This window comes from Phenylobacterium sp. FG114, from assembly GCF_057809855.1.
In genome coordinates, this window is sequence record NZ_JBMDKU010000025.1 from 1 (window position 1) to 25,978 (window position 25,978).

A 25,978-nucleotide genomic window follows, 5' to 3' on the forward strand; every position below is an offset into this window, starting at 1 on the left:
CTCAGATCAACCCAGGACTCTCGTTACGACTGGATGAGAAACGGGGGTCACGTCAATGGTCGCACCCGTGAAGCCTTCGTCCGGATAATCGCGAAATGGGATCGCGTAGATGCGCTGGGGGACGCCGCCGAGCGACATGATTTCGGTTGGAATCCGCTGGAGCTGGGTATCGGTCATCGCTTGGTTCCGGAGCAGGATCGTCGGTGTGTAGAGGACGCGCCACTCGCGCTCCTCCTTGAACGACGGATGTTTGGTCGACTGCACCGCAAAGCGGAACGCAGTCACCACCATGTCGTGGACGAACTGTCCGCCAAACGACTTGAGCGTTTCGATGTTGGCTTCAATCGACGCGACAACCTCTTCGAACGGTGCCCGATAGTCGTCGACTGTCGCGTAGACCACAGGGCTTGAGTATGCGTTCAGCGCGTTACTCTCGCTGAGGAATGGGCCGTTGTTCAGGATGAAGGCTACGCCGTCTTTGGGCGCGTACGCGCGCCACATCGAAAGCCGGCCAAACGCATCTTCGTGCCCGGCGTCGTGTTCGGAAAGCGACATCAGGTAGGTTTCCGCGAGGACGTCGACGACCTGGGCGTTGAAGTTCTCCTCAAGGATTTCAGGCAGATCCTCCTGGATTCGTTTGAGGGCCTCGCTCAGCCGCTTGCCCGCGGCTCCCTCATACGCGGTTCGCAGGCAATCCAACCCGTGGCGAACCTCCGAGAAGTCGTTCATCAGGCTCGAATTTCGCAGCAGCATCCGCTCTGAGCGTAAGATCTTCAGCGCGGTGTCGGCCGAGGTGTAGTGCGCGAAGCGCTGCCGGCTTGTACGGATGCGGCCCATCTCGCGCACGGCGTGCGGCATGAAGATCTCACCGATCTTGCGGGGATCGAAGGTCATGCGACCGACATAGCACAGCTCGGGGGCGTCGAGCCGCGGATGCGCTTACGCACACCCGCTTCTCGCGGGCAAGCCGCCTGACCTGGAGGGCTGGAGCTTGACGTCTCTCCGGTCCCGAAGCGGACCTCCCGAGCGTCACCTCAGAGTCACTTCCGGTGAAAGCGATTGGCTCGCTTGAGCTTCGCCCTCCCACCCCTCCCGGACCTTGATCAGGTCCGCATCCCGGACGCGACGCTCACCTCGACGGCCTCGCACCCTCCCGCCAGGCGCGCACGAAGCCCTCACCCGTCCTCGTCGCTGCGCAGGCGGTATCCCACGCCGGTCTCGGTCAGCAGCAGCCGCGGGTTCGACGGGTCGGCCTCCAGCTTGTTGCGCAGCTGCGCCATCAGCACGCGGACGTGCTGCGCCTCGACCGCGGCGTCGGGCCCCCAGACCAGGGCGATGATCTGGGCGTGGGTCAGCACCATGCCGGCCTGCCGGGCCAGCGCCTTGAGGAGGTCGTACTCCCGCGGCGTGAGCCGCATCTCCTCGCCCTCCAGCCGCACCCGCCGGGCGGCCAGGTTGATCTCCAGCTCGCCCGAGCGGAACACCGGCTGGGGCGCGGCCCGGCGCGCGCGGTTGCGCAGGCTGGCCCGGATCCGCGCCAGCAGCTCGTCGATCCCCACCGGCTTGTTGACGAAGTCGTCGGCGCCCAGGTCCAGCGCCGCCACCTTCTCGGCCTCCTGGTCGCGCGCCGACAGCACGATGATCGGAACCTCCGACCACTCCCGCACCCGGGCGATGACCGCCTTGCCGTCCATGTCGGGCAGGCCGAGGTCCAGCAGGATCAGGTCGCAGGGCGCCGCCGCCGCGCGCGCCAGGGCCCGCGCCCCGGTCTCGGCGTTTTCCACCTGATAGCCGGCGGCGCGCAGCGACGGGTTCAGCCAGCGGGCGATCTGCGGTTCGTCGTCGACGAGCAGGATGGTGTCGGTCATGGGGGTGTCACCGGGAGCCTGAGGTCCACGCGCAGGCCCCCGGCGGCAGCCTTCGCCGCGCGCACATGGCCGCCCATCCCCTCCATCAGGCCGCGGCTGATGGCGAGGCCCAGGCCCGTGCCGCCCAGCTTCTCGGACGAGGATGTGCGGAAGAACTTCTCGAAGATCCGCTCCAGATCCGCCTCGCGCACGCCCGGCCCGCGGTCCTCGACCGTCACGCACAGCTCGCCGTCCTCGCGGCCGACCTTCACCGCGACCGGCCCGGCGGCGCCGGCGTAGCGCAGCGCGTTGTCGATCACATTGCCCAGCGCCTGTTCGAACAGCGCCGGGTCGCCCGAGGCCTCCGGCAGGCCGGGCTCGACGGTGACCTCCACGGCCGGCCCGTGCCCGCGCAGCCGCCGCGCCACCGTCGCGCGCACCACCTCGGCCAGGCTGAACCCGATCCGGCGCAGCGGCGACCCGCCCGCCTGCAGCCGCGTCATCTGCAGCAGGTTCGAGACGAAGGCGTCCAGCCGGGCGGCTTCCTCCTCGATGGTGGCGGCCATGTCGCGGCGGGTCTCCAGGTCGAATTCCTCGGCGAACCGCCGCAGGCTCGAGGCCGACCCCATGATGGTGGCCAGCGGCGTGCGCAGGTCGTGCGACACCGACGACAGCAGGGCGTTGCGCAGGTCTTCCGTCCGGGCCCGGGTCTCGGCCTCGGCCTTCGCGGCGGCCAGGCGCGCCCGCGCGATGGCCGCCGCCCCGGTGTCGGACAGCAGCTCCAGCGCCGCCTGCGCCTCGCGCCCGATCCCCGCGCCCCGCCAGCTGGCCACGCCGAACGTCTGCTCGCCGGCCACCAGGGGGTGGAAGCGCCAGCCCGCCGCGTTCTCGGCCGCGTCGGCCGAGTCCCGCACCACCGCCGAACCGTTGGCGAGCAGCCGCAGCCGTTCGGCCAGCCGCTGGCGGATCACCGCCTCGTCCGCCAGGGCCGAGAATTCCCGCGTCGCCTCCAGCAGGAAGGCGGTGGTGCGCGCCCGCGCCTGCGTCGCCCGCCGCTCCTCCCGCACCCGGCCCGCCAGCAGGCAGGTCAGCACCGACGCGGCCAGGAACAGCAAGAGCGCGTTCATCTCGTCGATCGAGCCCAGCGAGAACTCGTAGGGCGGATCCACCAGGTAGAGGTGCGCCACCAGCGCCGCCGCGGCCGCCACATAGCCCGGCCCGACGCCCAGGTAGAACGCCGCCAGCAGCACGCTCGACAGGAAGATGCTGGTCAGGCGGCTGGTGCCGGTCACCCGCGAGAAGGTGTCCGCGATCACGCTCGCCGCGGCCACGATGGCGACGGCGCCCGCATAGCGGATCAGGGTTCGCAACTTGGGCGGCAACGGGGTTCCTGCACGTCTGGTCCGACGCTCATACCCAACCCGGGCGGGATCGGGACTTATAGGTTTCATATACTTGCCCGCGAAGGCCCGGCTCGCGCATCAGGGAGCGGCGGGGGCGTGCTGGTCGGGCAGGGCGGACCCCATCCGCCCGCTGGATCCCCCATCCCCAGGTCCGGCCAGGCGCCCTCGCATCCCTCCCGCGTCCGAGATTGCCATGACCCTGCTTGCCGGCGCTCCGGCTCCGATGTTCAGCGCCCCGTCGCACGTCAATCCCAGCTTCGCCTTCGGAAGCCTCGGCGGCCGCTACATCCTGCTGGCCTTCCTGCCGGGGCCCGGCCCCGAGCTGGACGCCGCCGTCGAGCTCATCCAGCGACACAAGGCGCAGTTCCGCGACGACGAGCGGCTGTTCTTCGGCGTGCTGCCCGACGAGGCGACCTATCGCGCGCGCGCCGCCGACAAGCCGCCGCTTCGCTGGTTCGGGGACTGGAGCGGCGAGGTCCGCCGGCTGTTCGGCGCGGTGGACGCAGGCGGCGGCGTGCAGCCGCAATGGGTGGTGATCGATCCCTCCCTGCGGGTGCTGGGCACGGCGCCGCTCCACCAGGGCGCCCAGATCGTCGCCCACGTGCTGGGCCTCGGGCACCCCGACCGCCATGCCGGCGTCGCGCTGCATGCGCCGGTGCTCATCGTCCCGCGGGTCTTCGAGCCCGCCCTCTGCCGCCAGCTGATCGAGCTCTACCAGACCCAAGGCGGCGCGCCCTCCGGCGTGATGCGCGAAGACAATGGGCGCACGGTCGGCGTCCTCGACGACTTCAAGAAGCGCCGCGACGCGACCGTCGACGAGCCCGACCTCCTGGCGCAGGTGCGCGGGCGCATCCTGCGCCGCCTGCTGCCCGAGATCGAGAAGGCCTTCCAGTTCAAGGCCACCCGCATCGAGCGCTTCATCGTGGCCTGCTACGACGCCCGCGAGGGCGGATACTTCCGCGCCCACCGCGACAACACCACCGGCGGCACGGCGCACCGCCAGTTCGCCGTCTCCATCAACCTGAACGCCGAGGAATTCGAGGGCGGCGATCTGCGCTTCGCCGAGTTCGGCTCCCGCACCTACAGGCCGCCCACCGGCGGGGCGGTGGTCTTCTCGTGCAGCCTCCTGCACGAGGCCACTCCGGTCACCCGCGGCACGCGCTACGCCTTCCTGCCGTTCCTCTACGACGACGCGGCGGCGGAGGTCCGGCGGCGCAACCTGCACCTGCTCAACCCCGACTCGCGCCCCGAACTCCCGGCGCTGCAGCCAAGCTAAAAACTTATAAGTTTCTTACGATTGCCGCCAGGCCGGCGCTCGGCGATCTCCCTCCCGACACCAGGAGAGTTGGGGACCGACCTTGCGCCACGACACGCTGCAATACCTCTGGGCCGACGCCGACAACGCAACGGACGACGCCCCCGCGTCGCGCGCCGTCCTGCTGGCCGACGGCGAAGCCCTGCCGGCCGTCGACGGGACCGCCGCCCCGGAATATGTCGACGCCGCGCAGATCCTGCGCGACCGCCCCGACGTCTACGCCGCCTTCTACCGGGAGTACTACGGGCCGAGTAACGACCGGAATTCCGACGCCTGGGCCGACCGCGTGGGCGGGACGACGCCCGAGGACTACGCCCTCTACTGGTACAAGACCTACGCCTTCTTCGAAGGCTACACGCAGGCGGGCGGCGGCGGCCAGGGCGCTCCGGCCGAGGACGCGGGCTTCCAGGGCCGCACCACCCTCGACGGCGTTCCGCTGGCCAAGATCCTCGCCGACCGGCCCGACGTCTTCCAGGCCTTCTTCACCGAGTACTACGGCGCCGGCAACGACCGCCATTCCGACGCCTGGGTCCAGCGCGTCGGGGGGACCACGGTCGAGGACTACGCCAACTACTGGTACAACGCCCACGGCAAGATCGCCGGCTACGTCCCCTCGGCCTCGCCGCCCGCCGCGCCGACCGACGGCCTGCCACCCGAGCCCACCGACCCCGCGCCGACCGACGAGCTTGCGCCGCTCATCGACGCGGACCCTCCCGTGGACCGCGCCGATGCGCCCGCCGACCCCTTCGTCTATTCCGACCCGGAAGCCCCGATGCTCCCCCTCGGCCCCGGCCAGTCCCTGTTCGACCCCGATCCCTTCGCGACCTGAGCCGGCGGCGCCCTTCGGGAACGCCGAAAGTCGGAGGCAAGCCGGCGGGCGGGGCCTTGGCCTCCGCCCGTGCTTCCGCGCGCCCCCAACTCCCGGCGCCCGCCCCCTTTGTAGACCATCCGGTCTAATGGCCTCGGCGCCGCCGCTCACCTAGCCTCCGAAGCGGGGTCGGACGCGAACGTCCGAGGGCGCTGGAGCCAATCCATGCATCGAAGAGCCGGCCGCGCGCCGGTCTCGGAACCGCGCGATCCGCGGGCGTCGATCGACGCCTGAAGGTCGACCGACACCTCCAGCGCACAGCTGGACACCTCAGCCAACACAGTCATCGGGGTATGGAGTTCATGAAGACGCATCTTACCGCCGCCGCGCTCGTCTGCGCGATGGCCTCGTCCGCCGCGACCGCGCAGACCATGGCCGTCGGCGTCAATGTGGGCACGCCGGGCGTGGGCCTGCAGGCCTCGGCCAAGGTCAACGACCTCATCGTGGTTCGCGGCGCCGTCGACGGCGTCAGCATCAGCCGCGACGAGGACTATTCCGACATCAACTACGACGGGAAGGCCAAGCTGCTCACCGGCGGCCTGTTCGCCGACCTGCATCCCGGCGGCGGCGCCTTCTTCGTCTCGGGCGGCGCCTATGTGGGCAAGCGCAAGATCAACCTGCGCGCCCAGCCTACGGCGGCCGTGGACATCGGCGGCCAGACCTTCACGCCGGCCCAGGTCGGGCGGATCGACGGCGAGGCCAAGCTCTCGAACTTCCAGCCCTTCGTCGGCCTGGGCTTCGACAACACCTTCGTGGGCGAGCGCGGATGGGGCTTCCGCGCCCTGGCCGGCGTGTCGTTCAGCAAGCGTCCCGACGTGGACCTCGCGGCCTCGGGCGGCACGCTGTCCAACGACGCCAACTTCCAGGCCCGGCTGCGGGCCGAGGAGGCCGAGGCGCGCGATGACGCCAAGGACTTCAAGTACTTCCCCGTGGTGCAGGTCGGCCTGACCCGCCGCTTCTGATCGCCTCAACCCTGAGCGCCGCCGGCTCATGGAGGCTCGGCGGCGCGAACGGAGGATCTCATGGCTACCTTGACCGCCGGCGCCGCCGGCATCGACTTCGACGACCTCGTCGTCAGCGACCTGCTCCTGGGCGACGTGACCGTCGCCACCGCCAACCAGTTCACCCTGCGCGACGGCCCCTGGCTGGAGGAATTCGGCGGCCAGTTCACCTACGCGAACGACGCCATCACCGGGGGAACGCTCACCAGCTGGAAGGAGAGCCTGTCCGGCCAGACGGTGTTCGAGGTGAAGGGCTTCTCCCTGCCCGTCACCCAGTTCGTCACCTGGGCCACCACCAACAACAACGAGGCCGCCAAGTCCGCGATCCTGGGCGGTAGCGACACCATCGTGGGCTCCGGGGCCAACGACCGGATGCGCGGCTACGCCGGCGACGACACGATCGAGGGCGGGGGCGGCCAGGACTATCTGCGGGGCGACGAAGGCGCCGATTCCCTCTCCGGCGGGGCGGCCTTCGACGACCTGAACGGCAACATGGGCGCCGACACGGCGGCGGGCGGTCTCGGCGACGACTGGGTCGTCGGCGGCAAGGACAACGACCTGCTGTTCGGCGACGACGGCGACGACATCGTCTACGGCAATCTCGGCGCGGACACCTGCAACGGCGGGGCCGGCGCCGATCTCGTCCGCGGCGGGCAGGAGAACGACAGCCTCGCCGGCGGCGCCGGAAACGACTGGCTGTCGGGCGATCGTGGCGACGACACGATCTCGGGCGGCGCCGGCGCCGACATCTTCAACACCTTCGGCGACGCGGGCGTCGACCGCGTGCTGGACTTCAACCACGCCGAGGGCGACCGGGTGAAGATCGAGCCCGGATCCACCTACGCCACGGCGCAGGTCGGAGCCGACGTGGTCATCACCCTCAGCGGCGGCGCGCAGATGACGCTGGTGGGCGTGCAGCTCAGCAGCCTCGGCGGCGACTGGATCTTCACCGGCTGAGGTGGAGAGCGCCCCTCGGCCGAGGATTCGATTCAAAGGCCGGGGGGCGTGACCTTCGTTCAGGTCGGTCGGGCCCGACGCCGATGCGGGCTATCGCTCCCCGTCGGACCCGGGCGCTCCAACCTCCTCTCCCCCCGCGGAGCGAGAGGGGAGAGGGTAGGGAGAGGGGCGACGCAGGCCTGGCGGCTTGCAGGACGGTCCAGCCATGACCCACCTTCGGTCCCATGGCGACGTTCAAGACGCTCAAGGACACCACGCCGCGAGATCGCGCCCGCGCACCGCGCCGCGAGGACACCGAGGCCGAAGCGCGGCTGTGGTGAAGTTCTGACGCTTGGTCGGATGCTGCCATCTGTCCGGCCAAGGTCGCCTTTCCGGTCAGAGGCCGGAGACCGGTCTCGACCCTTAGCGGTCCTTGCCTGATGTTCCTTCGCGACGAATTTGGCGGGCACGTCTCACATACGCAGTGGCGAACACGGCACCTGCGCCACAAGCGATCAGAAGCCAGGCAATAGGCTCCTGCAGCCCACCAACGATGATGAGTATCAGGACGCCGAAGAACAGAAGCCCGACGACAATACCGGCGGCCATGTAGCCCAGTAGCTTGCTCACTGCCGCCCACCTTGCCGCTCGTCCAGGTGAAGCTTCGTCAGATTTCCCAGTGCCCGCAACCCACCCATCGCCGACGTTCGCGCGTCCGCTCACGGCGCGGGCGACGAGGGTCAGCTCCGGGGGGCCAGCGCCCTCGCCCGAAACCGACCCTGTGTGGACGCTAGCGCTCCAACCTCCTCTCCCCCCGCGAAGCGAGAGGGGAGAGGGTAGGGAGAGGGGCGACGCAGGCTTCGGCGCTTGCAGGACGGTCCAGCCATGACCCACCCTCGTCCGCATGGCGACGTTCAAGACGCTCAAGGACACCACGCCGCGAGATCGCGCCTGGACGCCCATCCCGGACGTCTCGACGCGAAGAGGTGAGTGTCGTCTCGGTGCCCATGAGCGGAACTGGGCATCCCTGCGGAGAGCAGACATTCCGCCCGAGCAGCCGCCCAACAGGTGGGTGGAGAGGGAGTCCGCCACTGCGCATTGTTTTCATGCTGCTTTTCTCGTACTTGGCCGGGTTCCCGTAAATATTCCCACAAACTGAGGGAGGCGTTCGGGTTCGAGGTGGACCCTTGCCGACCACGTCGGCGCACAAGGGCGACGCGGACAGTGGCTCCCCCCGACTGGATCCAACGCTGGGCACAGCGTACTTTGACGGATTCCTGATCTGCCGATTTACCGCTAGGGTTGAGCCTGATGATTCTGGGTACTAACGCACGCGAGCCAACCGCCCCGGCTGCAGATCATCCGATTTCAGATCTGCTCCACGGTGATTCCTTGGCGCACATGCGCACCCTCCCGCGTGGGCAATATCGGCTAATCATCTCGTCGCCACCCTATAATATGGGAAAGCCCTATGAGCGAGACGACTCGAGAAGCTTGGCCGAGTACGTAGAATGGCAAGGTCAGATAATCGAACAAGCGTGTGAATTACTGACTGCCGATGGAAGCATATGCTGGCAGGTCGGAAATTTCGTGCGCGAGGGCGCGTTAATACCGCTCGATATCGCTCTATACGAACTCTTTTCGATGCGCGGGCTCAAACTTCGTAACCGCGTAATCTGGCGCTTTAATTTTGGCCGCCATCAGGACCGCCGGTTCTCCGGCCGCTACGAAACGATCCTCTGGTTCACGAAATCGGACGAATACAAATTCAACCTCGATCCCGTGCGCGTGCCTCAGTTGTATCCGGGCAAAAGGCATTCCAGCTCAAAAGCCGGAAAGGCGGGATTGCCCAGCGGCAACCCAAAAGGGAAGAACCCATCTGACTACTGGGAATTCTCCGCCGAGCGCGACTTCATTGAAAATCCCATCTGGGATTTGCCGAACGTGAAGGCAGGGCATCCGGAGAAGACAAGCCATCCCTGCCAGTTTCCTATCGAGCTTGCCGAGCGCTGCATTCTAGCGATGACCGACGTCAACGATTGGGTGTTGGATCCGTTTGTAGGGACCGGCTCTGCCCTCATTGCTGCGGCGAAGCACGGCAGGAATGGAACAGGTATCGACAGAGACCTGAGCTACCTCAATCTCGCCCGGGACCGGGTAGTCGCTCTTCACAAGGGCGAATTGCCAATGCGGCCATCAGGGAAGCCCGTTCGGCGGCCGCTCAGCACGGAGAAAGTAGCGCAGCGACCACAGGAGTGGGCTGCGGAATAGTAGGCTGTGCAGGGGGGCGCAATGAGTCAGGAAGACGAGCCGGAGAGCGAGCCCCAAGCCGCAAGTGCGCAAGGCGCGGACGGGCCAACGAAAGAAAAGAAGAAGGGCGTGAAGGCCAGCTCCGCCAAGGGTAAAAAAGGCAAAAAGGGGAGGGCCAAGAGGCCTAGCGCTAAGACCAAAAAGACGCCCGCGCAACGCGCTCAGGAAAAGATGGTCCGAGCGATATTCGAAGGCGCGGGATTCAAGTCGGTACCAGAATTGCGCGACGTTGAATTCACGTTCGATGGCGCGACTTGCGATTTCGATGATATTTTCATTCTCGACAATGTCGTGGTGCTCGCGGAATACACGGTGACGAGCGCCGAGGCTAATAAGCATCTTAAGCACAAGAGCATAGTCTTTCAGAAGATCGCCGATAATCCGGAAGCCTTCATTGCGTTCATGAAGGATAGCTATAAATCCTTCGCGTCAGCCTACGGCTCCAAATTTTCCCCAAAACTAACAGAGGTTCGCGTCGTATATTGCCCAAAATATACTCTGGAAGAGGGGGTGAAAGATCTCATACCCTATGTGGACTATCTAGAGTTCCCGGTTGCGAAGTATTTTCAAAACCTCGCGAGGATCATTCGGAGATCGTCGCGCTACGAGTTGCTTGAGTTTCTCCGAATTCCCTACTCGCGCTTCTCCGAAAATATATTCTCCGGGGGGCAGAGTTCTAGCGAACACCGCGGCTCGATCCTCCCTGAGGATTTCTCCAATTTCGGTAAGGGCTACAAGGTCGTTACCTTCTACGTGCAGCCAGAGATGCTGCTGGAGCGAAGCTACGTGCTGCGGCGCGGCAGTTGGCGCAGCAGCTCGGCCGCTTATCAGCGCATGATATCCCGTCAGAAAATCGACCTTGTCCGTCGCTATCTCACGACAGAACAGCGGGCATTTATCAACAACATCATCGTTACGTTGCCGCCAGAGACGCGACTCCTAAAAGAGGACGGCCACACGCTCGATCCAGCGATAATAAGTACGACAGAGCCCGCAATCATAAAGATCCCGAAGTCTTTTAATGTTATCGGGCTTATCGATGGTCAGCACCGAGTATATTCCTACTATGAGGGCGGCCCGCAGGAAGACAAGGTCGCCGCGCTCCGTAAGCAGTTAAATCTCTTAGTAACGGGCGTTATCTTTCCGGATAAGATAACTGCTGCGGAGCGCTCGAAGTTCGAAGCCAATCTGTTTCTAGAAATCAATTCCAATCAGACTAACCCCAAAACAAATCTCAAGCACGAGATAAACGTAACGCTAAAGCCCTTCCTAGCGGAATCGGTTGCGCGTCTCGTACTCAATTCTCTGAACGAGAATACGGGTGCGCTTCAGGATTGGTTCGAGCGATATTTCTACGACCAGGACAAACTCAAGAATACGAGCATTGTTCTTTACGGCCTCAAGCCTTTGGTGTCTCTAAGCTCCGAGTTCCCGCTATTCAACGTCTGGAAAAGCGACAAGCGCGACGACCTAAAAAAGGAGTCTGACTTGGCGCTCCTTTCTGAGTATGTCGAGTTCTGTCGCGCGGAAATCAATAGCGTTTTCTCTGCGATCAGGCAGATCATATCTAACGATCGATGGACGACGGATAAGACCAAGGCCGACCGGTTTCTAACGACGGTCAACATAAACGGCGTCCTCCTGCTTATAAGGCGACTTGCGCGGGAGGGCATGCTCGGGTCTAGGGATTATTACCTCGATAAGCTTAGCGATATCGCGTCTTTCCCATTCTCCACCTACGGCTCTAACCTATATGCCCAAATGGCCGACGACCTTTTCGATGCTTACTTCGGGAGTGGCGATAAGGCCGATGACTCGCCACCGAAGGGAGAGTCCGCCTAGCACCGGCCGCGCTCCTCGCATGTCGAAATCGACCGATCCGATGCGCTCGGTAGCGCGCATCGAAGACGGACTATCCGGCCTTCCGATAAGCTTGCGGCGTTGGCAGCGTGTAGGACACAATGCCGGGGCTCAGTCGGGACCGCCGTTAAGGCGACCACAGATACGCGGGCAATCGCGAGTCCCAGAGCAGACGCTCCCAACGTCGCCTTCGAGTCACTTCCGGCGAAAGCGTTTGGCTTGCTTGAGCTTTGCTCTCCCACCTCCCGCTGACGTCCGGCATGTCCGCTTCACGCCCGGAAGACGGACTGACCATGGCGGCCAATCACGCTGGCGGCGGAGGGTCGGCCCGTTGGCCGCCGACACGTCAGCGCGTCTCGGCGCGCGCCGCGGTCTCGTGAGCGAGGCGGAGCCGTCCCTCAAACGCTCACAAAATCTCCCCATCCATGTCGCAAACCCATCCTCTCGTTCGTCCTATGCCCAGAGCCGCTTGAGCCGGAGGAGAGGACGATGGTGAGCCCCCAGATCATCGAAGGCGACTACCGGGTCGTCGCGATCACCGACGCCCCTCCGCCGAGGGCCGCGCGCCCCTCGCCCAACCGGCGCCGGGCGGCGGCGCGGATCGTCGTGTGGAACGTGGTCGGGATGGCCGCCGTGGTGGCGCTGCCCTTGCTGTTCTGACCAGGGGCGCCAGCGCGCCCGCCTCGGTCAACGTTCCCTATTTGTTCTTGACTTCGGTTGTCGTCGTCCCCATACTCCCGCGTGGAGGCCCGTGACCTGCGCCCTTGGCCGCAGCACCTCACGCGCGGCCCAACCGCAACCATTCGAACCGCGGCGCAAGGCCCTCCGGGCCGGCGCCCGCCGTCCCTCCACACCCCGGCTCCCAGGCGGGACCGGCCCCGGACGCCGCCGAGGCGCCCCGAAGGATCCCCCATGTCCCACCAAGACGAGGCGGGCGCGGCCTCCGCGCGCCCTTACATCCGCTATTCCACCCCGCTGGCGCGGGTGATCTGCGTGCGGGTCGCCGCCGGCGAGATGCTGCCGTCGATCTGTGCCGAGCCCGGCATGCCGGCCAAGAGCACGGTCCGCCGCTGGGCGCGGGAGATCCCGGGCTTCGCGAAGATCTATCACCGGGCCAAGGCGCTGGCCCGCCGCGAGGGCCTGGGGCCCACCACCACCTTCTGCGAGGTCACGGCCCACGAGATCTGCGCTCGGGTGGCCGAGGGCGAGACCCTGACGGCCATCTCCGACGATCCCGCCATGCCCAACCTCTGGACGATCCTGCACTGGCAGCGGCTCAGCGGCGCCTTCGCCGAGGCGCTGGCGATGGCCCGGCAGGCCCAGGCCGAGCGCCTGGCCGACCAGGGCTGGGCCATGGCGCTGGCCGCGACGCCGCAGACCGCCTACCTGACGCGCGTCCAGCTCGGGCAGCTTCGGTGGACCGCGGCGATTAAGTCGCCGCGCACCCACGGCAAGCTGAAGGCCAGCGAGCCGCCGCAGCCGCCGCCGCGCCCGCCGGAGATCCTGCTGAAGCACTTCGCGGTCGAGACCCATCCCGAGACCGGCCAGCGCCGGGTGGTCACCTACGTCGCCAACCCCAAGCTGAACCGCCCCGTGCGCGCGGCCGAGGGTCCGTGGTGCGAGGCGCCCGACCCGGTCGCCAAGCTCGCCGCCATCGAACGCCTGGGCGCCGAGCGGAAGGCGCGCGAAGGCGACGCCCCGCCCGGCTAAGCCCGCCCACCAGGCCCGCCCCCGATCAAACCCGCCCCGCCGGCGACGGAAGACCCACAAGCACGGCTGTGCCCGCCGCGCGAACCAGCTAGACTTGGAACAAGCTCAAGCCCTGGACGCTCGTTTCCGCATGAAGTCCCTGCCCAACATCCTCACCGGCTCGCGCCTCGTGATGGCGCTCTTCATGTTCGTGGCCTTCGCGGCCGCGGCGGGGGCGGTGCCCTATTTCTCCAACCGGCTCGAGCCGGAGGCCCAGTTCGCCCTGCAGAGGTGGGCCGTCTACGCCTTCATCCTGGCGGCGGTGACCGACTTCTTCGACGGATGGTTGGCGCGCAAGCTGCATGCCGAGAGCGTCTGGGGCGCGATCCTCGACCCGATCGGCGACAAGGTGCTGGTCTGTGGCGCCATCCTGGGCCTGCTGTCGCTGGGGCCCCAGCCGATGGTGGTGCTGCCCGCCGGCCTGATCCTGTTCCGCGAATTCACCGTCAGCGCCCTGCGCGAGGTGGGCGCCGGCAAGGGCGTGAAGCTGCCGGTCACCCTGCTCGCCAAGTGGAAGACGACGCTGCAGCTCACCGCGCTCGCCATGGAGCTGATCGTCGCCGCCTGGGGCGCGTTCGGCCTGCCGCAGGAAGGGGCGTTCCGGCCCGGCTTCGAGCTCGCCGCCCACAGCCTGTTCTGGATCGCCACCCTCGTGACCCTGATCACCGGCGCCCAGTACTGGAGCCAGACCCGCAAGGCGCTGGCGGGGTAAAACTCCTTTGAGGTCGGCCTCCAGCCTGGCGAGGCCCGCGTCGTCGAACGCCATGTCCTCAAGCTCCGGCGGCTTGCGCCCGCAGGCCGTGAGCGCCGTGGCGGCCGCGGCGCCGGTCAGGGCGTGGCGGCGGCTCATCCAGGCGAACTCGGACATGTCGGGCTCCTAAACATTGCGTCCCTCCCAGGACGAATGGCATCCTGCGGGCCCGACAAAAAAGCTCAGCACTCCGCCAGATTCACCGCGAGGCCTCCAAGGGAAGTCTCCTTGTAGATTGCGCTCATGTCCTCGCCGGTGCGCTTCATCGTGGCGATGACCTTGTCCAGGCTGACCGAATGCTGGCCGTCGCCCAGCATCGCCAGCCGCGCCGCGTCGATGGCCTTCACCGCGCCCATCGCGTTGCGCTCGATGCAGGGGATCTGCACCAGCCCCCCGATGGGGTCGCAGGTCAGGCCCAGGTTGTGTTCCATGGCGATTTCCGCCGCATTCTCGATCTGGGCGTTGGAGGCGCCCAGCGCCGCCGCCAGCCCCGCCGCCGCCATCGAGCAGGCCACGCCGACCTCGCCCTGGCAGCCCACCTCGGCCCCCGAGATCGAGGCGTTGCGCTTGTACAGCGCCCCGATCGCCGCCGCGGTGAGCAGGAAGGTGTGCCGCCCCGCGGCCGTGCCCTGATGGAAGCGGTCGTAGTAGCGCAGCACCGCCGGCAGCAGCCCCGCCGCCCCGTTGGTCGGGGCCGTCACCACCCGACCGCCGGCGGCGTTCTCCTCGTTCACCGCCAAGGCCCAAAGGTTGACCCAGTCGAGCGCCGCCAGCGGATCGGCGATGCGCTTGTCGGCGTCCTCGACCAGGCTCTTCCAGATCCCGTGCGCCCGCCGCGTCACCTTCAGCGATCCGGGCAGCACGCCCTCGGTCTTCATCCCGCGGTCGATGCAGCCGTACATGGCGGCGGTGATCTCATCGAGCCCCGCCACGATCTCGGCCTCGGATCGCAGCACGAGCTCGTTGGCGGTCATGACGGCGGCGATGCTCAGGCCCGCGGACTGGGCCTGCTCCAAGAGCTCGGCTCCGCTGTTGAAAGGGTAGGGCGTCGGCAGCGCTCGCTCGGGCGCGGTATTGACCCCGATCTCGTCCTCATCCCGCACGAAGCCGCCGCCGATGGAGAAATAGGTCCGCTCCCCGAGCGTCGCGCCAGCATCGTCGAAGGCCTCGAACTTGAGCGCGTTGGGATGTTGGGGCAGGCGTTCGCGTCCCCCCCAAAGGATGTCGCGCGCCTCGTCGAAGGCGATCTCGCGGCGCCCGCCCAGCTTCAGCCGCGAGGCCGAGCGGACAGCCTCGATCACCAGGTCGGCGGCGTCCGGGTCCAGCGTCCGCGGCTCGAACCCCGCCAGCCCCAGGATGACCGCCCGATCCGTCGCGTGCCCCCGTCCAGTCAACGCCAGCGAGGCGTAGAGCGTGGTCTGCACCCGCGCCACCTGATCCAGATCGGGTCCCAGTCTCTCCAGGAACCGGCCGGCCGCCGTCATCGGGCCCATGGTGTGAGAGCTCGACGGCCCCACGCCCAGCTTGAAGAGGTCGAAGACGCTGACGTTCATCCACGGCGTCTATCCTGCCGCTGCGTCAGGCTCAACTCATCGGATTCGCCGGCGGAGGCGGCTCCGGCAGGGGGATGAACTCGTCGTGGTCGGCGTCGGGCAGCTTCATGCGGCCGGTCCGCCAGTCGGCCTTCGCCTGTTCGATCCGGTCCTTGGACGAGGAGACGAAGTTCCACTCGATGAACCGCGGACCGACCGGCTCGCCGCCCAGCAGCATGACGATGGCGTCCGTCGTGGCGGTGAACAGCACCGGCTGGCCGGGCTCGAACACGATCATCTGGCCGTGCCGGAACTCCCGGCCCTCCACGTCGACCACCCCCTCCGCCACATAGGCCGCGCGTTCGGGATACTCGGCCGGGAGCTGGGCCTTCGCGCCGGCCTTCATCCGCCAGTGGACGTAGAACATCGGCGACTGGGTCTGCACCTTCGCCTCGGCGCCGAAGGCCTTGCCGGCGATCAGGCGGGCCCACAGGCCGTCGGGGCTCTCGTAGGTCGGCAGGTCGTCAGGGCCGTGGTTGGCGAAGCTGGGGTCCATCTCCTCCAGCTCGGTCGGCAGGGCCACCCAGGCCTGAATGCCGTGCATCTTGCCGCCCTGCGCGCGCAGGGTCTCGAACCGCTCGGAGTGGGTGATGCCGCTGCCCGCGGTCATCCAGTTTACCTCGCCGGGATTGATCTCCTGGATCGCGCCCACGCTGTCGCGGTGGGTGATATGGCCGTCGAACAGATAGGTGACGGTCGACAGGCCGATGTGTGGATGCGGCCGTACGTCGACATTGCGGCCGAAGCCGGCCTGGAACTCCACTGGCCCCATGTGGTCGAAGAACACGAACGGCCCGACCATCCGGCGCTTGGCGAACGGCAGGACGCGCCCCACCTCGAACCCGCCGAGATCCTTGCGGCGCTGGTCGATGACGAGTTCGATCATGGGAAAGGCCTCCTGGGTGGGAGGCCTAGCTTTGCGCGCTCACATAGGGACTGACCAGTCCGAGCGGCGCGGCCGTGGTGTTCTTGACCGAGCGGATCACGATCCGGCTCTCGATGTTCGAGACGAGGCCCAGCGAGAGGATCTTGTCACGCAGGAAGTCGTCGAAGGCATGCATGTCGCGGGTGACGATCCGCAGTTCGTAGTCGGCCGCCCCGGTGACCGTGGCGCACTGCACCACCTCGGCCAGCTTGCCGATGGCGGTCTCGAACGCGTCAAGATTGTCTTTGGTCGGCAACGACAGCTTGACGGTGCAATAGACCTCGAAGCCCAGGCCTAGCCGTTCGCGGTCCAGGATGGTCACGCGGCGCTGGATCACGCCCGCGTCCTCCAGACGCTTGATCCGCCGCCAGCACGGGCTGGACGACAATCCGACGCGGTCCGCGATCTCGGCGACGGACAATCCGGCGTCGTGCTGGATCAAATCCAGGATCTTGGCATCCACGGCGTCGAGGGCCTCGGACAACTTTTCCTCCTATATTCGACACGAGAGCATATTCTTCTTGCCCCGGAACCACTGTCAGGGGGCATGCTTTTGGCAAGCAATTGCGGCGCTCTTATATGATCTTGCGATCCGTTAGGGGAGGCCCGAAAGGAAAAAAATTGCGATGCGCCACCAAGAAGTGACGCTCGACGACAAGTTTCTGCTCACGGATGGTCGGGTGTTCATCACCGGCGTCCAGACGCTGCTCCGCGTTCTGATGGATCAGCACCGGCTGGATCGGGCGGCCGGGCTCAACACGGCAGGATTTGTTTCGGGATATCGCGGCTCGCCCCTGGGCGGCCTCGACCAGCAGGCCGCGCGCGCGGGCAAACACCTGAAGGCCGCCGAGGTGGTGTTCAAGGAAGGCCTCAACGAGGACCTCGCCGCCACCGCCGTCTGGGGCAGCCAGCAGGCCAACCTGTTCCCCGGCGCCCGCTACGACGGCGTGTTCGGCATGTGGTACGGCAAGGCCCCAGGCGTCGACCGCACCGGCGACGTCTTCAAGCACGCCAACTTCGCCGGCGTGCACCCCAAGGGCGGCGTGCTGGCGGTGGCCGGCGACGACCACACCTGCAAGTCCTCGACCCTGCCGTCGCAATCGGAATACGCGTTCCAGGACTTCGAGATGCCGGTGCTGTCGCCGGCCGACGTCCAGGAAGTGTTGGACTACGGGTTGATGGGGATCGCCCTGTCCCGCTTCTCCGGCCTGTGGGTCGGGATGATCGCCCTGGCCGACACCATGGACTCCGGCGCGACCATCGACGTCTCGCTTGCCCGCCATCGGTTCCACACGCCCGAGAACTTCCGGATCCCCGCGGGAGGACTCGGAATCCGCCTGAAGGACCAGCCGCTCGACAAGGAGCGGCGCCTGCGCACCCAGAAGATCCCCGCCGCGCTGGCCTTCGCGCGCGCCAACCGGATCGACCGGATCATGCTGGGCGCCGCGCGCCCGCGCCTCGGCATCGTCTGCCAGGGCCAGGCCTACAAGGACGTCATCGAGGCCTTCGCCGCGATGGGCATCACCCAGGCCGAGGCCGCTTCGCTGGGCGTCGCCATCTACAAGGTGGGCATGCCCTGGCCGCTGGAGCCGACGGGCATCCGCGCCTTCGCCGCAGGCCTCGAAACCCTGATGGTCATCGAGCACAAGCGACCGCTCATCGAGGTCCAGGCCCGCGCCGCGCTCTACGACTTGCCGGCCCACGCCCGCCCCTTGATCATCGGCAAGACCGACGAGAAGGGCGCGCCGCTGCTCTCGGAACTCACGTCGCTTTCGGTGGCCGAAATCGCCCTGGCCATCGCCGACCGCCTGCCGGCCGGCGGCCACATGGACCGCGTGTACGACTACCTGAACCGCGTCTCGGCCGCCTCCATGGCCGCGGTGACCCTCTCGGCCGACCAGCAGCGCAAGCCGTTCTTCTGCTCGGGCTGCCCGCACAACTCGTCGACCCGCCTGCCCGAGGGCTCCCGCGCCCTGGCCGGCATCGGCTGCCACTACATGGCCAGCTTCAACGACCCGTCCACCGACCTTAACAGCCACATGGGCGGCGAAGGCTTGAGCTGGGTGGGGGCTTCGCCCTTCACCGACGAGAAGCACGTCTTCGTCAATCTGGGCGACGGCACCTACAACCACTCGGGTTCGCTGGCGATCCGGGCCGCCGTCGCGGCCGGCGCCAACATGACCTACAAGCTGCTGTTCAACGACGCCGTCGCCATGACCGGCGGGCAGCAGGCCGAGAGCGGCTTCACCGTACCGCAGATCACCCGCCAGCTCGCCTCCGAAGGCGTCAAGAAGGTGGTGGTCGTGGCCGCCGAGCCCGAGCGCTACCAGACCGTCACCGACCTCGCGCCCGGCGTCGAAGTGCGCCCGCGAATCGAGCTGATGAAGGTGCAGCGCGAACTGCGCGACACCGGCGGCGTCACGGTGCTGATCTACGATCAGGTCTGCGCCACCGAGAAGCGTCGCCGCCGCAAGCGCGGCAAGATGGCCGCCGCCCCGATGCGGGTGATGATCAACCCGCTGGTCTGCGAAGGCTGCGGCGATTGCTCGAAGGCCTCGAACTGCGTCTCGGTCGAGCCGCTGAACACCGAGTTCGGGCGCAAGCGGAAGATCAACCAATCGAGCTGCAACCAGGACTATTCGTGCCTGGACGGCTTCTGCCCGTCGTTCATCACCCTCGAGGGCGCCGAGAACGCGCACCACGAGGCGATGCCGGCGCTGACCGCCGACTCTACGCCGCTGCCGACGTTCCAGGAGCTCAAGGGCGTCCAGAACATCGTCTTCACCGGTGTGGGCGGCACGGGCGTGACCACCGTGGCCTCGATCCTGGCCATGGCCGCCCACGTGGACGGCCGCTCGGCCTCGGTGGTCGACATGACCGGCCTGGCCCAGAAGGGCGGCGCCGTGTTCAGCCACGTGCGCATCGGCGAGACCGAGACCACGGTGATCGGCGGGCGGGTCCCGGCGGCGAGCGCCAACGTGCTGATTGCATGTGACCTGCTCTCGGCCGCCGGCCCGGATGCCCTGGCCCTCTATGCCAAGGACCGCACCGTGGCGGTCGGCAACGCCGACTTCGCCCCCACCGCCGACTTCGTGACCGACCGCGACGTCCGTTTCGACGCCGACGAACAGGGCAAGCGGATCGGCGCGGCGGTGAAGTCTTACGACGCGGCCCCGGCCAGCCACCTGGCCGAGACCAACATGGGCGATGCGATCTACGCCAACATGATCATGCTGGGCTTCGCCTGGCAGAAGGGCGTGATCCCGGTCTCCAGCCGCGCGGTCTACCGGGCGATCCGGCTCAACGGCGTCGAGGCCGAGGCCAACCTCCAGGCCTTCGAACTGGGCCGCAAGGCCGCCGCCGACCCGACGGCGCGGGGCAAGCGTGAGGACGACGTCCCCACGCCCGAGACCATGCCGCTGGACGAACTGCTGGCCCATCGCGCCCGCGACCTGACGGCGTACCAGAACAAGGCCTACGCCGACCGCTACCTGGGCAAGGTCGAGAAGGTCCGCGCCGCCGAGGCGGCGCTGGGCTCCACCGACCTGACCCGCGCCGCGGCGGTCAGCCTCTACAAGCTGATGGCCTATAAGGACGAGTACGAGGTCGCGCGCCTCTACACGGACGGCCGGTTCTCCAAGTACCGCGAGCAGACCTTCAAGGGCGGCAAGGCCAAGGTTTGGCTGAGCCCGCCGCTGCTGGCCCCCAAGGGACCGGATGGCAGGCCCAGGAAGATGGCGTTCTCGCCCTGGATGCTGGACCTGGCCTTCCCGACCCTGGCGAAGTTCAAGGGCCTGCGCGGCGGCCCGCTCGACATCTTCGGCAAGACCGCCGAGCGCAAGATGGAGCAGGGCCTGATCGCCGACTTCGAAGCCGACCTTGACCGCCTGGTCGCCGGCCTCGACCAGGGCCGCCACCACCTCGCCGTCCAGATCGCCGCCGTCCCGCAACAGATCCGCGGCTTCGGACACGTGAAGGACGCTTCGGTCGGCCCGGCGAAGGCCGAGGCCAGGCGGCTGTGGAAGCAGTGGGACGAGGCGAAGGCGCCGGTGGCGGCTTAGTAGGTCTGTGACAGCGTCACCGTCCGCGAGAAGTCGCCCGCCAGGGCGTCCTTTTCGCGGATGAAGACATAGAGCCGTCCGCCATCGCCCCAGTTCATCTTGAGCGCCGGATCGGAATCGATCTGCAGGAGTAACCGCCACTGCTTTGCGGCGCGCTCGATGGCGGGCGTGATCTCGGTTCCGTCATACTCCGAGGGCAGCCCGCGTCGCATCAGTTCGCAGGAAATCGACATCCGCTCGTCTTGGATCTCGGAGGGATAGCCGCCGATCCGATGTTGGATCTCGTCTCCGAACGGCTTGTCGGGGGCGGCGACGAGTTCATCAAGCTCATGGTCGGCGAGGCCGGCTCCCGCAAGATCGACGCCAAGCCAATCGAGACTGGGAACCGACATATAGGCCTCGAACGCCACGCGCCGCTCTCCGAACGCGGGGATGCTCGCAGGCGCCGCAACCGGCGGGCCGAAGGGTTCGTCCGTCCTGAGCACGCGCACCAGATCTGGAAACCCGTAGCGGTCTTGGTCGACAAACGCATAGAGACGCCCGATGGAGGGAAGCCATTCTGGGCCGCCGTGAGTACGGAACGCGCCCAAGTCGATCTGCGCGACGAACCTCTGTGGCCGCCCGCTGTCACCCGGCCATGCCATCCCGATCGCCAGTTCCGGATCGCCGCCAAGCTTCGAGAAGCCCGGTTCCTTTGCGGGCGTGAGCAACAAGGTTGGCTGCGCCGCACGGGTCATTCGGCCGCGAATGCGAGCGAAGGCCGAAGGCCGGCGAGGCCTCCTCGACCGTCCGCGGTTCTTGATCGCATCGGCGAGAAACATGAGGGGGACGACGACCGCGCTGAACGCGAGGAAGACGAGGATCGTCCCACCGATAAGCGTTCCCACGCCCCTCACGAATTCCCAGACAAAATTCACCGGCGCCGGCGCTCGGCTGCGGAGTCCGCCGCTGTCGCGGCTCCGGTAGGGATCCAGACGTGCGCCCGCTTCGCCCAATCGGGGGCGCCTCGCCAATACCTTTCAAGCTGGCCGTACTGAGGCAGCCCCTTGTACCGGCCATGGATGCGGCCGTGCACTTCTGGGCTCGGCATTGGAGTGGCGTTCCAAGGCTGGTTCTTGATCACGTCGGGCACGTGCTTCCCGATCCCGCCCTGTGGAATGATTCCGTGATGCACATGCTGTCCCGCGCCTGCGATGCCGTTCTTCCCCATCCACTTTCGCGTAGCGTTCCAAGTGTGCGAGCCGCCCGTCTTAATGAGCGCCTTAGGGCCAGCTTTGATGATGTACCCGCCCGGCGCGAGATCAGAAACCGCAAGCCCCGTATTCACGATGGCGCCAAGGACATCACCATCATAGGCGTCCGCCACCGCTTCACGCGCCGAGCCCCAGACGGGCAGGGCGGATTCCAGCAGCCCAGGGTGCTCGCGCCACCACTCATCTTCTTGCTTTGAGTTGTAAGCCTTCTGCCTCTCGACCATTACCGCGTAGGCGGGGCCATCGGGATCGGGAACCGGGCGCGATTGATCGCCTCGGGCATAGGAGCCAGAGCCAGCCAAAACGTTTCTCCATGTCTTTGCTTGCCGCGGCTCGCTCAGCTTTCGAGCCATTGGAGGACAATGGCACAGCTTGCCATGGAGATCAAGAACAAAACAAGAACATATAGGAGTTAGGTACGGGTCGGAGCCCCCACGTCCACCGTCACCTTCCCATCCGCTGCCTCGACCACCTTCAGCTCCGACCGCGGATCGATCTCACCCAGGTCCACGTCCTCGCGCGGCGTGATCACCCAGGTTCGCCGGCCGGCGACGGCGAGGGCCAGCTTGCCCTTGCCCCAGTGCTCGGCCGCGAAGGCCTTGAGCGCCGCGTACATCGGGTTCCTCCGCCACGCCTGCGGGTTGGCGGCGTCGCAGCGGGCGATGAGCCAGAGGCCTTCGGGGTCCTGGTCGAGGACGACCTTGGTCTGGTCGGGCCGAAAGCGGTGGGGCATCTCCGGATCCATCAGCCAGACGCATTCGAAGGTGCGGCAGCTGTGTGGGCGGGTCTCGTAGATGCCGCAGCCGGCGCCGGGTCGCGCGTGGGCGCATAGCTTGCCCATCGGCTTGGCCAGCTCTTCCACCGCCATCACGCGACAGCACTGCACGCACGGCCCGCAGGATTTCACCGCGCGACGCCTACCCAGATCACGTGACGGGGCCCCTTGCCTGAGGGGCTGGCGCCGACCTTGTGCTCTTCGACGTTGAAGCCCGCGCGGCGGAAGCGGCCGGCGAAGGCCTGGTCCGGGCCGGCGGACCACACGGAGACCACGCCGCCGGGCTTCACCGCGCGCTTGAGGTTGGCGAGACCAGCCACGTTGTAGAGCGCGTCGTTGGCGTCGCGGTTCAGGCCGTCAGGGCCGTTGTCCACGTCCATCAGGATCGCATCGTAGGGCGGCTTCGCCTCGGTGAGCCGGTCGGCGACGTCGCCTTGGACGATCCTGCCGCGCCGGTCGGAGAGGCTGTCGCCATAGAGGGGCGCCAAATGCCCGCTGGCCCAGGCGATCACCTCGGGCACCAGCTCGGCGACGGTCACCTGGGCGTCCTTGGGCAGGTCGGCCAGGGCGGCGCGCAGGGTGAAGCCCATGCCCAGGCCGCCGATCAGGATGCGCGGCGCCTTGGTTCCGGCCAGCTTGGCCCAGGCGAGCTTGAAGAGCGCGACCTCGGAGCCATAAAGCCGGCTGTTCATCAGTTCGATACGGCCGGACATGATCGAGTAGTCCTGGCCGCGCTGCATGAGCCGAAGCTCGCCGCCGCCGGGGATCTGGGCCGTGTCGAGGTGGATCCAGGGATTCATCGCCCCTGCATAGCCCTAGGCCGAGGCGGGCGCACTCTCGCGTTCGGCGGGTTTGGCCGGCGCCGCGTCGCGCACCGCCAGAGGCCGCAACGGCACGCGACCGAGCAGGAAGCAGCGCTCGGTCCGCGGGCGGGCGCGGGCGAGGAAGCAACGGCGATCGAGGGCGGCGATGGACGGCATGACGGGCGCTTCGGGGCGGAGGCGTTGGGGAACGGTCGTCGTATGGCGGAGCCGGCTGCATCGCTCCAGTTAAGCTTGCGTAAGATTGTCGCGAACCTTCCGCTTCTCTGCCGCCGCGTCATCGCGGGTAAGCGTGGTTTGATTACACCGCCGCGCGCCGTAAGCTGGCGGAAAGAGGAGAATTCCCATGGCCGACTTCGGCGGCGACACCGATCTCGAAGCCTTCCGCAGCGAGGCGAAGGCCTGGCTCGAGGCCAATTTCCCGGCCTCCCTGAAGGGCAAGGGCGCGCTGGCGACCAGCGAGGTCCGCGTCAACGATCCCGACCTGACCAAGTGGCGCAAGGCCATGGGCGAGAAGGGTTGGGGCACGCCCACCTGGCCGAAGGAATACGGCGGCGGCGGCCTGACCCCGCAGCAGGCCCGGGTGCTGCTGCAGGAGATGACCAAGATCGGCGCGTTCAACCCGCTGATGTTTGGGATGGGCGTCACCATGATCGGCCCGACGATCATGGATTACGGCACCGAGGAGCAGAAGAAGAAGCACCTGCCGCCGATCGTCCGCGGCGAGGTGCAATGGTGCGTCGGCTATTCCGAGCCCAACGCCGGTTCGGACCTCGCCAGCCTGCAGATGAAGGCCGTCGACAACGGCGACGGCTGGACGGTGACGGGCAGCAAGATCTGGACGAGCGGCGCGCAGTATTCCGACTGGTGCGGAGCCCTGGTGCGGACCGATCCCTCGGCGAAGAAGCATGAGGGGATCAGCTTCATGCTGGTGGACATGCATCAGCCCGAGATCGAGGTGCGGCCGATCCCGCTGATCGCCGGCGCCTCGCCGTTCTGCGAGACCTTCTTCACCGAGGCCAAGGTGCCGCGCGACGGGCTGCTGGGTCAGCTCAACGTGGGCTGGACGGTGGGCAAGCGCCTGCTGCAGCACGAACGCGCCAGCCAGACCGGCGCCTCGACAGGCGCCAAGCCGCCGCCGCCGCTGTCGGTCATCGCCAAGAAGTACCTCGAACTGGACGGGCAGGGCCGGATCGCCGACACCGACCTGCGTTCGCGCCTGACCAAGCACGAGATGGACGCCAAGGTGCACGGCCTGACGCTGGCCCGGGCGATGGCCGAGGCCAAGGGCAACAACAGCCCCGGCAACGCCGCTTCGGTGCTGAAGAACTCGGCCACCACGGTCGCCCAGACCCGCGCCGAGCTGACGCTGGAGATCATGGGCGCCCAAGGCCTGGGCTGGGAGGGCGACGCCTTCAAGCCCGAGGAGATCGAGACGGTGCGCGGCTGGCTGTTCGGTAAGGCGATGTCGATCTACGGCGGGTCGGCCGAGATCCAGAACAACATCATCTCCAAGCGCATCCTGGGCCTGCCGGACACGACCCAGTCGACCTGAGACGTCAGGCGGCGGGCTTCCGGAGGCTTTCCAGGAACGCCCGCAAGTCCGCCGCCGACTTGTCCGGAAGCTGCTCCATCGGAACGTGGCCGCCCTCGGGATAGACCACCAGCTTCGCGTCCGGGATCGCGCCCGCGAGCTTGCGTGAGTTGTCGGCCGGGATCACCTGGTCCTTCTCGCCCACCATCACCAGCGTCGGCGTTCGGATCGCCTTGAAGGTCTCGGGCGTGACCGTGCGCGCGGGCTGGCCGCCGCGGCCGCCGGTGAGGATCGCGCGATGGCCCGGGGCGCGGGCGAGCTCGGTGTAGCGGGTCACCAGCGACGGCGTGACGAGCGCTTCGTCCTCGTAGGCCTTCTCCAGGCCGCTCTTCGCCATCAGCCCTGGGTCGGCGTTGCGCAACAGCCAGCGCCCGACCGGATTGCCCAGCAGCTTGAACACCACGGGCTGGCTCTTCGGCCGTTCGGATGCGGGCCAGCCCCCGGCGTCGACCAGCACCAGCCCTTCCAGCTTGTCGGGGTGTTGGAGCGCATAGTTCCACGACACGCCGCCACCCATCGAATTGCCGCCGATCACGAACCGCGTGACGCCCAGCCTGGTCACGAGCTGGTCGACCACTTCGACGCTGCGATCGGTCGAGGGCGCATAGTCGTCGGGCGCGCGCGTCAGGCCATGCCCGGGCAGATCCAGGCTGATCACGCGGTAGTCCGGGAGGCGCGCCACCCACGGCTCCCAAGCGTGCAGCGAGGCCGAGAAGCCATGGACGAGCACAATGACGCGCGCGTTCCGGGGACCCTGGTCGCGGTAGTGCACGCGCAGGCCGCCTGGCAGGTCCATGTAGTGGGAGGCCGGACTGGCGTACTTGGCCTCGAGCTTCGGATAGGGGATGTCGCGGGCGCAGGCGCCCAGTGACATGGCCATGAGGCCGGCAGCGAGGAGGCGAAGGATCGACGGCATG

General features: G+C 67.3%; 24 protein-coding genes. 11 read left to right on the forward strand and 13 right to left on the reverse strand.

Annotation, left to right across the window (positions count from 1 at the left end; genetic code table 11):
- Positions 1–6 precede the first annotated feature (6 nt).
- From ACODSY_RS25245 to ACODSY_RS25255, 3 genes are all read right to left on the reverse strand, one after another.
- Positions 7–894 carry a DUF2971 domain-containing protein gene (locus tag ACODSY_RS25245; protein WP_488954671.1) on the reverse strand — a complete coding sequence of 296 codons (888 nt, stop codon included), beginning with the start codon at positions 892–894 and terminating at the stop codon, positions 7–9.
- Between the two features lie 281 nt (positions 895–1,175).
- The gene (locus ACODSY_RS25250; protein ID WP_488954672.1) at positions 1,176–1,868 is read right to left on the reverse strand and encodes a response regulator; all 693 of its coding nucleotides are present in this window, start codon (positions 1,866–1,868) and stop codon (positions 1,176–1,178) included.
- Positions 1,865–3,229: a sensor histidine kinase gene (locus ACODSY_RS25255; RefSeq protein WP_488954673.1), complete on the reverse strand. Its 1,365-nt coding sequence runs from the start codon at positions 3,227–3,229 to the stop codon at positions 1,865–1,867. Before ACODSY_RS25255 ends, ACODSY_RS25250 begins: the two co-directional genes overlap by 4 nt.
- Positions 3,230–3,443: 214 nt before the next feature.
- Here ACODSY_RS25255 and ACODSY_RS25260 point away from each other — a divergent pair, with 214 nt between their 5' ends.
- The 4 genes from ACODSY_RS25260 (at position 3,444) to ACODSY_RS25275 (ending at position 7,391) form a co-directional block, all read left to right on the forward strand.
- Positions 3,444–4,526: a 2OG-Fe(II) oxygenase gene (locus ACODSY_RS25260; RefSeq protein WP_488954674.1), complete on the forward strand. Its 1,083-nt coding sequence runs from the start codon at positions 3,444–3,446 to the stop codon at positions 4,524–4,526.
- A gap of 82 nt (positions 4,527–4,608) precedes the next feature.
- On the forward strand, positions 4,609–5,394 hold the full coding sequence (locus ACODSY_RS25265) for a hypothetical protein (protein WP_488954675.1): 786 nt from the start codon (positions 4,609–4,611) through the stop codon (positions 5,392–5,394).
- A 341-nt stretch (positions 5,395–5,735) separates the two neighbouring features.
- The gene (locus ACODSY_RS25270; protein ID WP_488954676.1) at positions 5,736–6,395 is read left to right on the forward strand and encodes a hypothetical protein; all 660 of its coding nucleotides are present in this window, start codon (positions 5,736–5,738) and stop codon (positions 6,393–6,395) included.
- 60 nt (positions 6,396–6,455) lie between these two features.
- On the forward strand, positions 6,456–7,391 hold the full coding sequence (locus tag ACODSY_RS25275) for a calcium-binding protein (protein ID WP_488954677.1): 936 nt from the start codon (positions 6,456–6,458) through the stop codon (positions 7,389–7,391).
- 402 nt (positions 7,392–7,793) lie between these two features.
- Here the strand turns inward: ACODSY_RS25275 and ACODSY_RS25280 are convergent, their stop codons facing one another.
- Complete coding sequence (locus ACODSY_RS25280; RefSeq protein ID WP_488954678.1) at positions 7,794–8,000, reverse strand: hypothetical protein; 207 nt, start codon at positions 7,998–8,000, stop codon at positions 7,794–7,796.
- A 771-nt stretch (positions 8,001–8,771) separates the two neighbouring features.
- Here ACODSY_RS25280 and ACODSY_RS25285 point away from each other — a divergent pair.
- From ACODSY_RS25285 to pgsA, 5 genes are all read left to right on the forward strand, one after another.
- Positions 8,772–9,641, forward strand: coding sequence for a DNA-methyltransferase (locus tag ACODSY_RS25285; RefSeq protein WP_488954706.1), 870 nt, complete (start codon positions 8,772–8,774; stop codon positions 9,639–9,641).
- A 21-nt stretch (positions 9,642–9,662) separates the two neighbouring features.
- On the forward strand, positions 9,663–11,522 hold the full coding sequence (locus ACODSY_RS25290) for a DGQHR domain-containing protein (RefSeq protein ID WP_488954679.1): 1,860 nt from the start codon (positions 9,663–9,665) through the stop codon (positions 11,520–11,522).
- Positions 11,523–12,029: 507 nt separating this feature from the next.
- Positions 12,030–12,200 carry a hypothetical protein gene (locus tag ACODSY_RS25295; RefSeq protein ID WP_488954680.1) on the forward strand — a complete coding sequence of 57 codons (171 nt, stop codon included), beginning with the start codon at positions 12,030–12,032 and terminating at the stop codon, positions 12,198–12,200.
- Between the two features lie 252 nt (positions 12,201–12,452).
- Positions 12,453–13,250: a terminase small subunit-like protein gene (locus ACODSY_RS25300; RefSeq protein WP_488954681.1), complete on the forward strand. Its 798-nt coding sequence runs from the start codon at positions 12,453–12,455 to the stop codon at positions 13,248–13,250.
- Between the two features lie 130 nt (positions 13,251–13,380).
- Positions 13,381–14,001: a CDP-diacylglycerol--glycerol-3-phosphate 3-phosphatidyltransferase gene (gene pgsA / locus ACODSY_RS25305; protein ID WP_488954682.1), complete on the forward strand. Its 621-nt coding sequence runs from the start codon at positions 13,381–13,383 to the stop codon at positions 13,999–14,001.
- Between the two features lie 221 nt (positions 14,002–14,222).
- Here the strand turns inward: pgsA and ACODSY_RS25310 are convergent, their stop codons facing one another.
- Genes ACODSY_RS25310 through ACODSY_RS25320 form a run of 3 tightly spaced genes read right to left on the reverse strand, consistent with a single transcriptional unit; the run spans position 14,223 to position 17,041 of the window.
- Complete coding sequence (locus ACODSY_RS25310; protein WP_488954683.1) at positions 14,223–15,593, reverse strand: L-serine ammonia-lyase; 1,371 nt, start codon at positions 15,591–15,593, stop codon at positions 14,223–14,225.
- Positions 15,594–15,624: 31 nt separating this feature from the next.
- Positions 15,625–16,518 carry a pirin family protein gene (locus ACODSY_RS25315; RefSeq protein WP_488954684.1) on the reverse strand — a complete coding sequence of 298 codons (894 nt, stop codon included), beginning with the start codon at positions 16,516–16,518 and terminating at the stop codon, positions 15,625–15,627.
- Positions 16,519–16,543: 25 nt separating this feature from the next.
- The gene (locus ACODSY_RS25320; RefSeq protein WP_488954685.1) at positions 16,544–17,041 is read right to left on the reverse strand and encodes an Lrp/AsnC family transcriptional regulator; all 498 of its coding nucleotides are present in this window, start codon (positions 17,039–17,041) and stop codon (positions 16,544–16,546) included.
- A 142-nt stretch (positions 17,042–17,183) separates the two neighbouring features.
- Here ACODSY_RS25320 and ACODSY_RS25325 point away from each other — a divergent pair, with 142 nt between their 5' ends.
- Positions 17,184–20,618 carry an indolepyruvate ferredoxin oxidoreductase family protein gene (locus ACODSY_RS25325; RefSeq protein WP_488954686.1) on the forward strand — a complete coding sequence of 1,145 codons (3,435 nt, stop codon included), beginning with the start codon at positions 17,184–17,186 and terminating at the stop codon, positions 20,616–20,618.
- On the opposite strand, the gene ACODSY_RS25330 is transcribed toward ACODSY_RS25325, so the two are convergent.
- From ACODSY_RS25330 to ACODSY_RS25350, 5 genes are read right to left on the reverse strand one after another with little or no spacing between them, the layout of a single operon-like run.
- Positions 20,615–21,505, reverse strand: a complete 891-nt coding sequence (locus tag ACODSY_RS25330; RefSeq protein ID WP_488954687.1) for a YwqG family protein — start codon at positions 21,503–21,505, stop codon at positions 20,615–20,617. The two genes, ACODSY_RS25325 and ACODSY_RS25330, sit on opposite strands and share 4 nt — an antisense overlap.
- Before the next feature lie 26 nt (positions 21,506–21,531).
- Entirely contained in the window at positions 21,532–22,224 is a 693-nt protein-coding gene (locus tag ACODSY_RS25335; RefSeq protein ID WP_488954688.1) for a hypothetical protein, read from the reverse strand.
- A 59-nt stretch (positions 22,225–22,283) separates the two neighbouring features.
- Entirely contained in the window at positions 22,284–22,739 is a 456-nt protein-coding gene (locus ACODSY_RS25340) for a YkgJ family cysteine cluster protein (RefSeq protein WP_488954689.1), read from the reverse strand.
- Positions 22,740–22,774: 35 nt separating this feature from the next.
- Positions 22,775–23,446 carry a spermidine synthase gene (locus ACODSY_RS25345; RefSeq protein ID WP_488954690.1) on the reverse strand — a complete coding sequence of 224 codons (672 nt, stop codon included), beginning with the start codon at positions 23,444–23,446 and terminating at the stop codon, positions 22,775–22,777.
- 15 nt (positions 23,447–23,461) lie between these two features.
- Complete coding sequence (locus ACODSY_RS25350; protein ID WP_488954691.1) at positions 23,462–23,626, reverse strand: hypothetical protein; 165 nt, start codon at positions 23,624–23,626, stop codon at positions 23,462–23,464.
- 187 nt (positions 23,627–23,813) lie between these two features.
- Here ACODSY_RS25350 and ACODSY_RS25355 point away from each other — a divergent pair, with 187 nt between their 5' ends.
- The gene (locus ACODSY_RS25355) at positions 23,814–25,022 is read left to right on the forward strand and encodes an acyl-CoA dehydrogenase family protein (RefSeq protein ID WP_488954692.1); all 1,209 of its coding nucleotides are present in this window, start codon (positions 23,814–23,816) and stop codon (positions 25,020–25,022) included.
- A gap of 4 nt (positions 25,023–25,026) precedes the next feature.
- Here ACODSY_RS25355 and ACODSY_RS25360 read toward each other — a convergent pair whose 3' ends face one another.
- A complete protein-coding gene (locus tag ACODSY_RS25360; RefSeq protein WP_488954693.1) occupies positions 25,027–25,977 on the reverse strand; it encodes an alpha/beta fold hydrolase in 951 nt (316 codons plus the stop codon).
- Between the last annotated feature and the right edge of the window lies 1 nt (position 25,978).

Excerpts from the sequence above, each read along its gene's own strand:
- ACODSY_RS25245 (WP_488954671.1), bottom strand. The coding sequence starts at position 894 with ATGACCTTCGATCCCCGCAAGATCGGTGAGATCTTCATGCCGCACGCC.
- ACODSY_RS25250 (WP_488954672.1), bottom strand. The coding sequence starts at position 1,868 with ATGACCGACACCATCCTGCTCGTCGACGACGAACCGCAGATCGCCCGC.
- ACODSY_RS25260 (WP_488954674.1), top strand. The coding sequence starts at position 3,444 with ATGACCCTGCTTGCCGGCGCTCCGGCTCCGATGTTCAGCGCCCCGTCG.
- ACODSY_RS25270 (WP_488954676.1), top strand. The coding sequence starts at position 5,736 with ATGAAGACGCATCTTACCGCCGCCGCGCTCGTCTGCGCGATGGCCTCG.
- ACODSY_RS25275 (WP_488954677.1), top strand. The coding sequence starts at position 6,456 with ATGGCTACCTTGACCGCCGGCGCCGCCGGCATCGACTTCGACGACCTC.
- ACODSY_RS25285 (WP_488954706.1), top strand. The coding sequence starts at position 8,772 with ATGCGCACCCTCCCGCGTGGGCAATATCGGCTAATCATCTCGTCGCCA.
- ACODSY_RS25290 (WP_488954679.1), top strand. The coding sequence starts at position 9,663 with ATGAGTCAGGAAGACGAGCCGGAGAGCGAGCCCCAAGCCGCAAGTGCG.
- ACODSY_RS25295 (WP_488954680.1), top strand. The coding sequence starts at position 12,030 with ATGGTGAGCCCCCAGATCATCGAAGGCGACTACCGGGTCGTCGCGATC.
- ACODSY_RS25300 (WP_488954681.1), top strand. The coding sequence starts at position 12,453 with ATGTCCCACCAAGACGAGGCGGGCGCGGCCTCCGCGCGCCCTTACATC.
- pgsA (WP_488954682.1), top strand. The coding sequence starts at position 13,381 with ATGAAGTCCCTGCCCAACATCCTCACCGGCTCGCGCCTCGTGATGGCG.
- ACODSY_RS25310 (WP_488954683.1), bottom strand. The coding sequence starts at position 15,593 with ATGAACGTCAGCGTCTTCGACCTCTTCAAGCTGGGCGTGGGGCCGTCG.
- ACODSY_RS25315 (WP_488954684.1), bottom strand. The coding sequence starts at position 16,518 with ATGATCGAACTCGTCATCGACCAGCGCCGCAAGGATCTCGGCGGGTTC.
- ACODSY_RS25325 (WP_488954686.1), top strand. The coding sequence starts at position 17,184 with ATGCGCCACCAAGAAGTGACGCTCGACGACAAGTTTCTGCTCACGGAT.
- ACODSY_RS25335 (WP_488954688.1), bottom strand. The coding sequence starts at position 22,224 with ATGGCTCGAAAGCTGAGCGAGCCGCGGCAAGCAAAGACATGGAGAAAC.
- ACODSY_RS25340 (WP_488954689.1), bottom strand. The coding sequence starts at position 22,739 with ATGGCGGTGGAAGAGCTGGCCAAGCCGATGGGCAAGCTATGCGCCCAC.
- ACODSY_RS25345 (WP_488954690.1), bottom strand. The coding sequence starts at position 23,446 with ATGAATCCCTGGATCCACCTCGACACGGCCCAGATCCCCGGCGGCGGC.
- ACODSY_RS25350 (WP_488954691.1), bottom strand. The coding sequence starts at position 23,626 with ATGCCGTCCATCGCCGCCCTCGATCGCCGTTGCTTCCTCGCCCGCGCC.
- ACODSY_RS25355 (WP_488954692.1), top strand. The coding sequence starts at position 23,814 with ATGGCCGACTTCGGCGGCGACACCGATCTCGAAGCCTTCCGCAGCGAG.
- ACODSY_RS25360 (WP_488954693.1), bottom strand. The coding sequence starts at position 25,977 with ATGCCGTCGATCCTTCGCCTCCTCGCTGCCGGCCTCATGGCCATGTCA.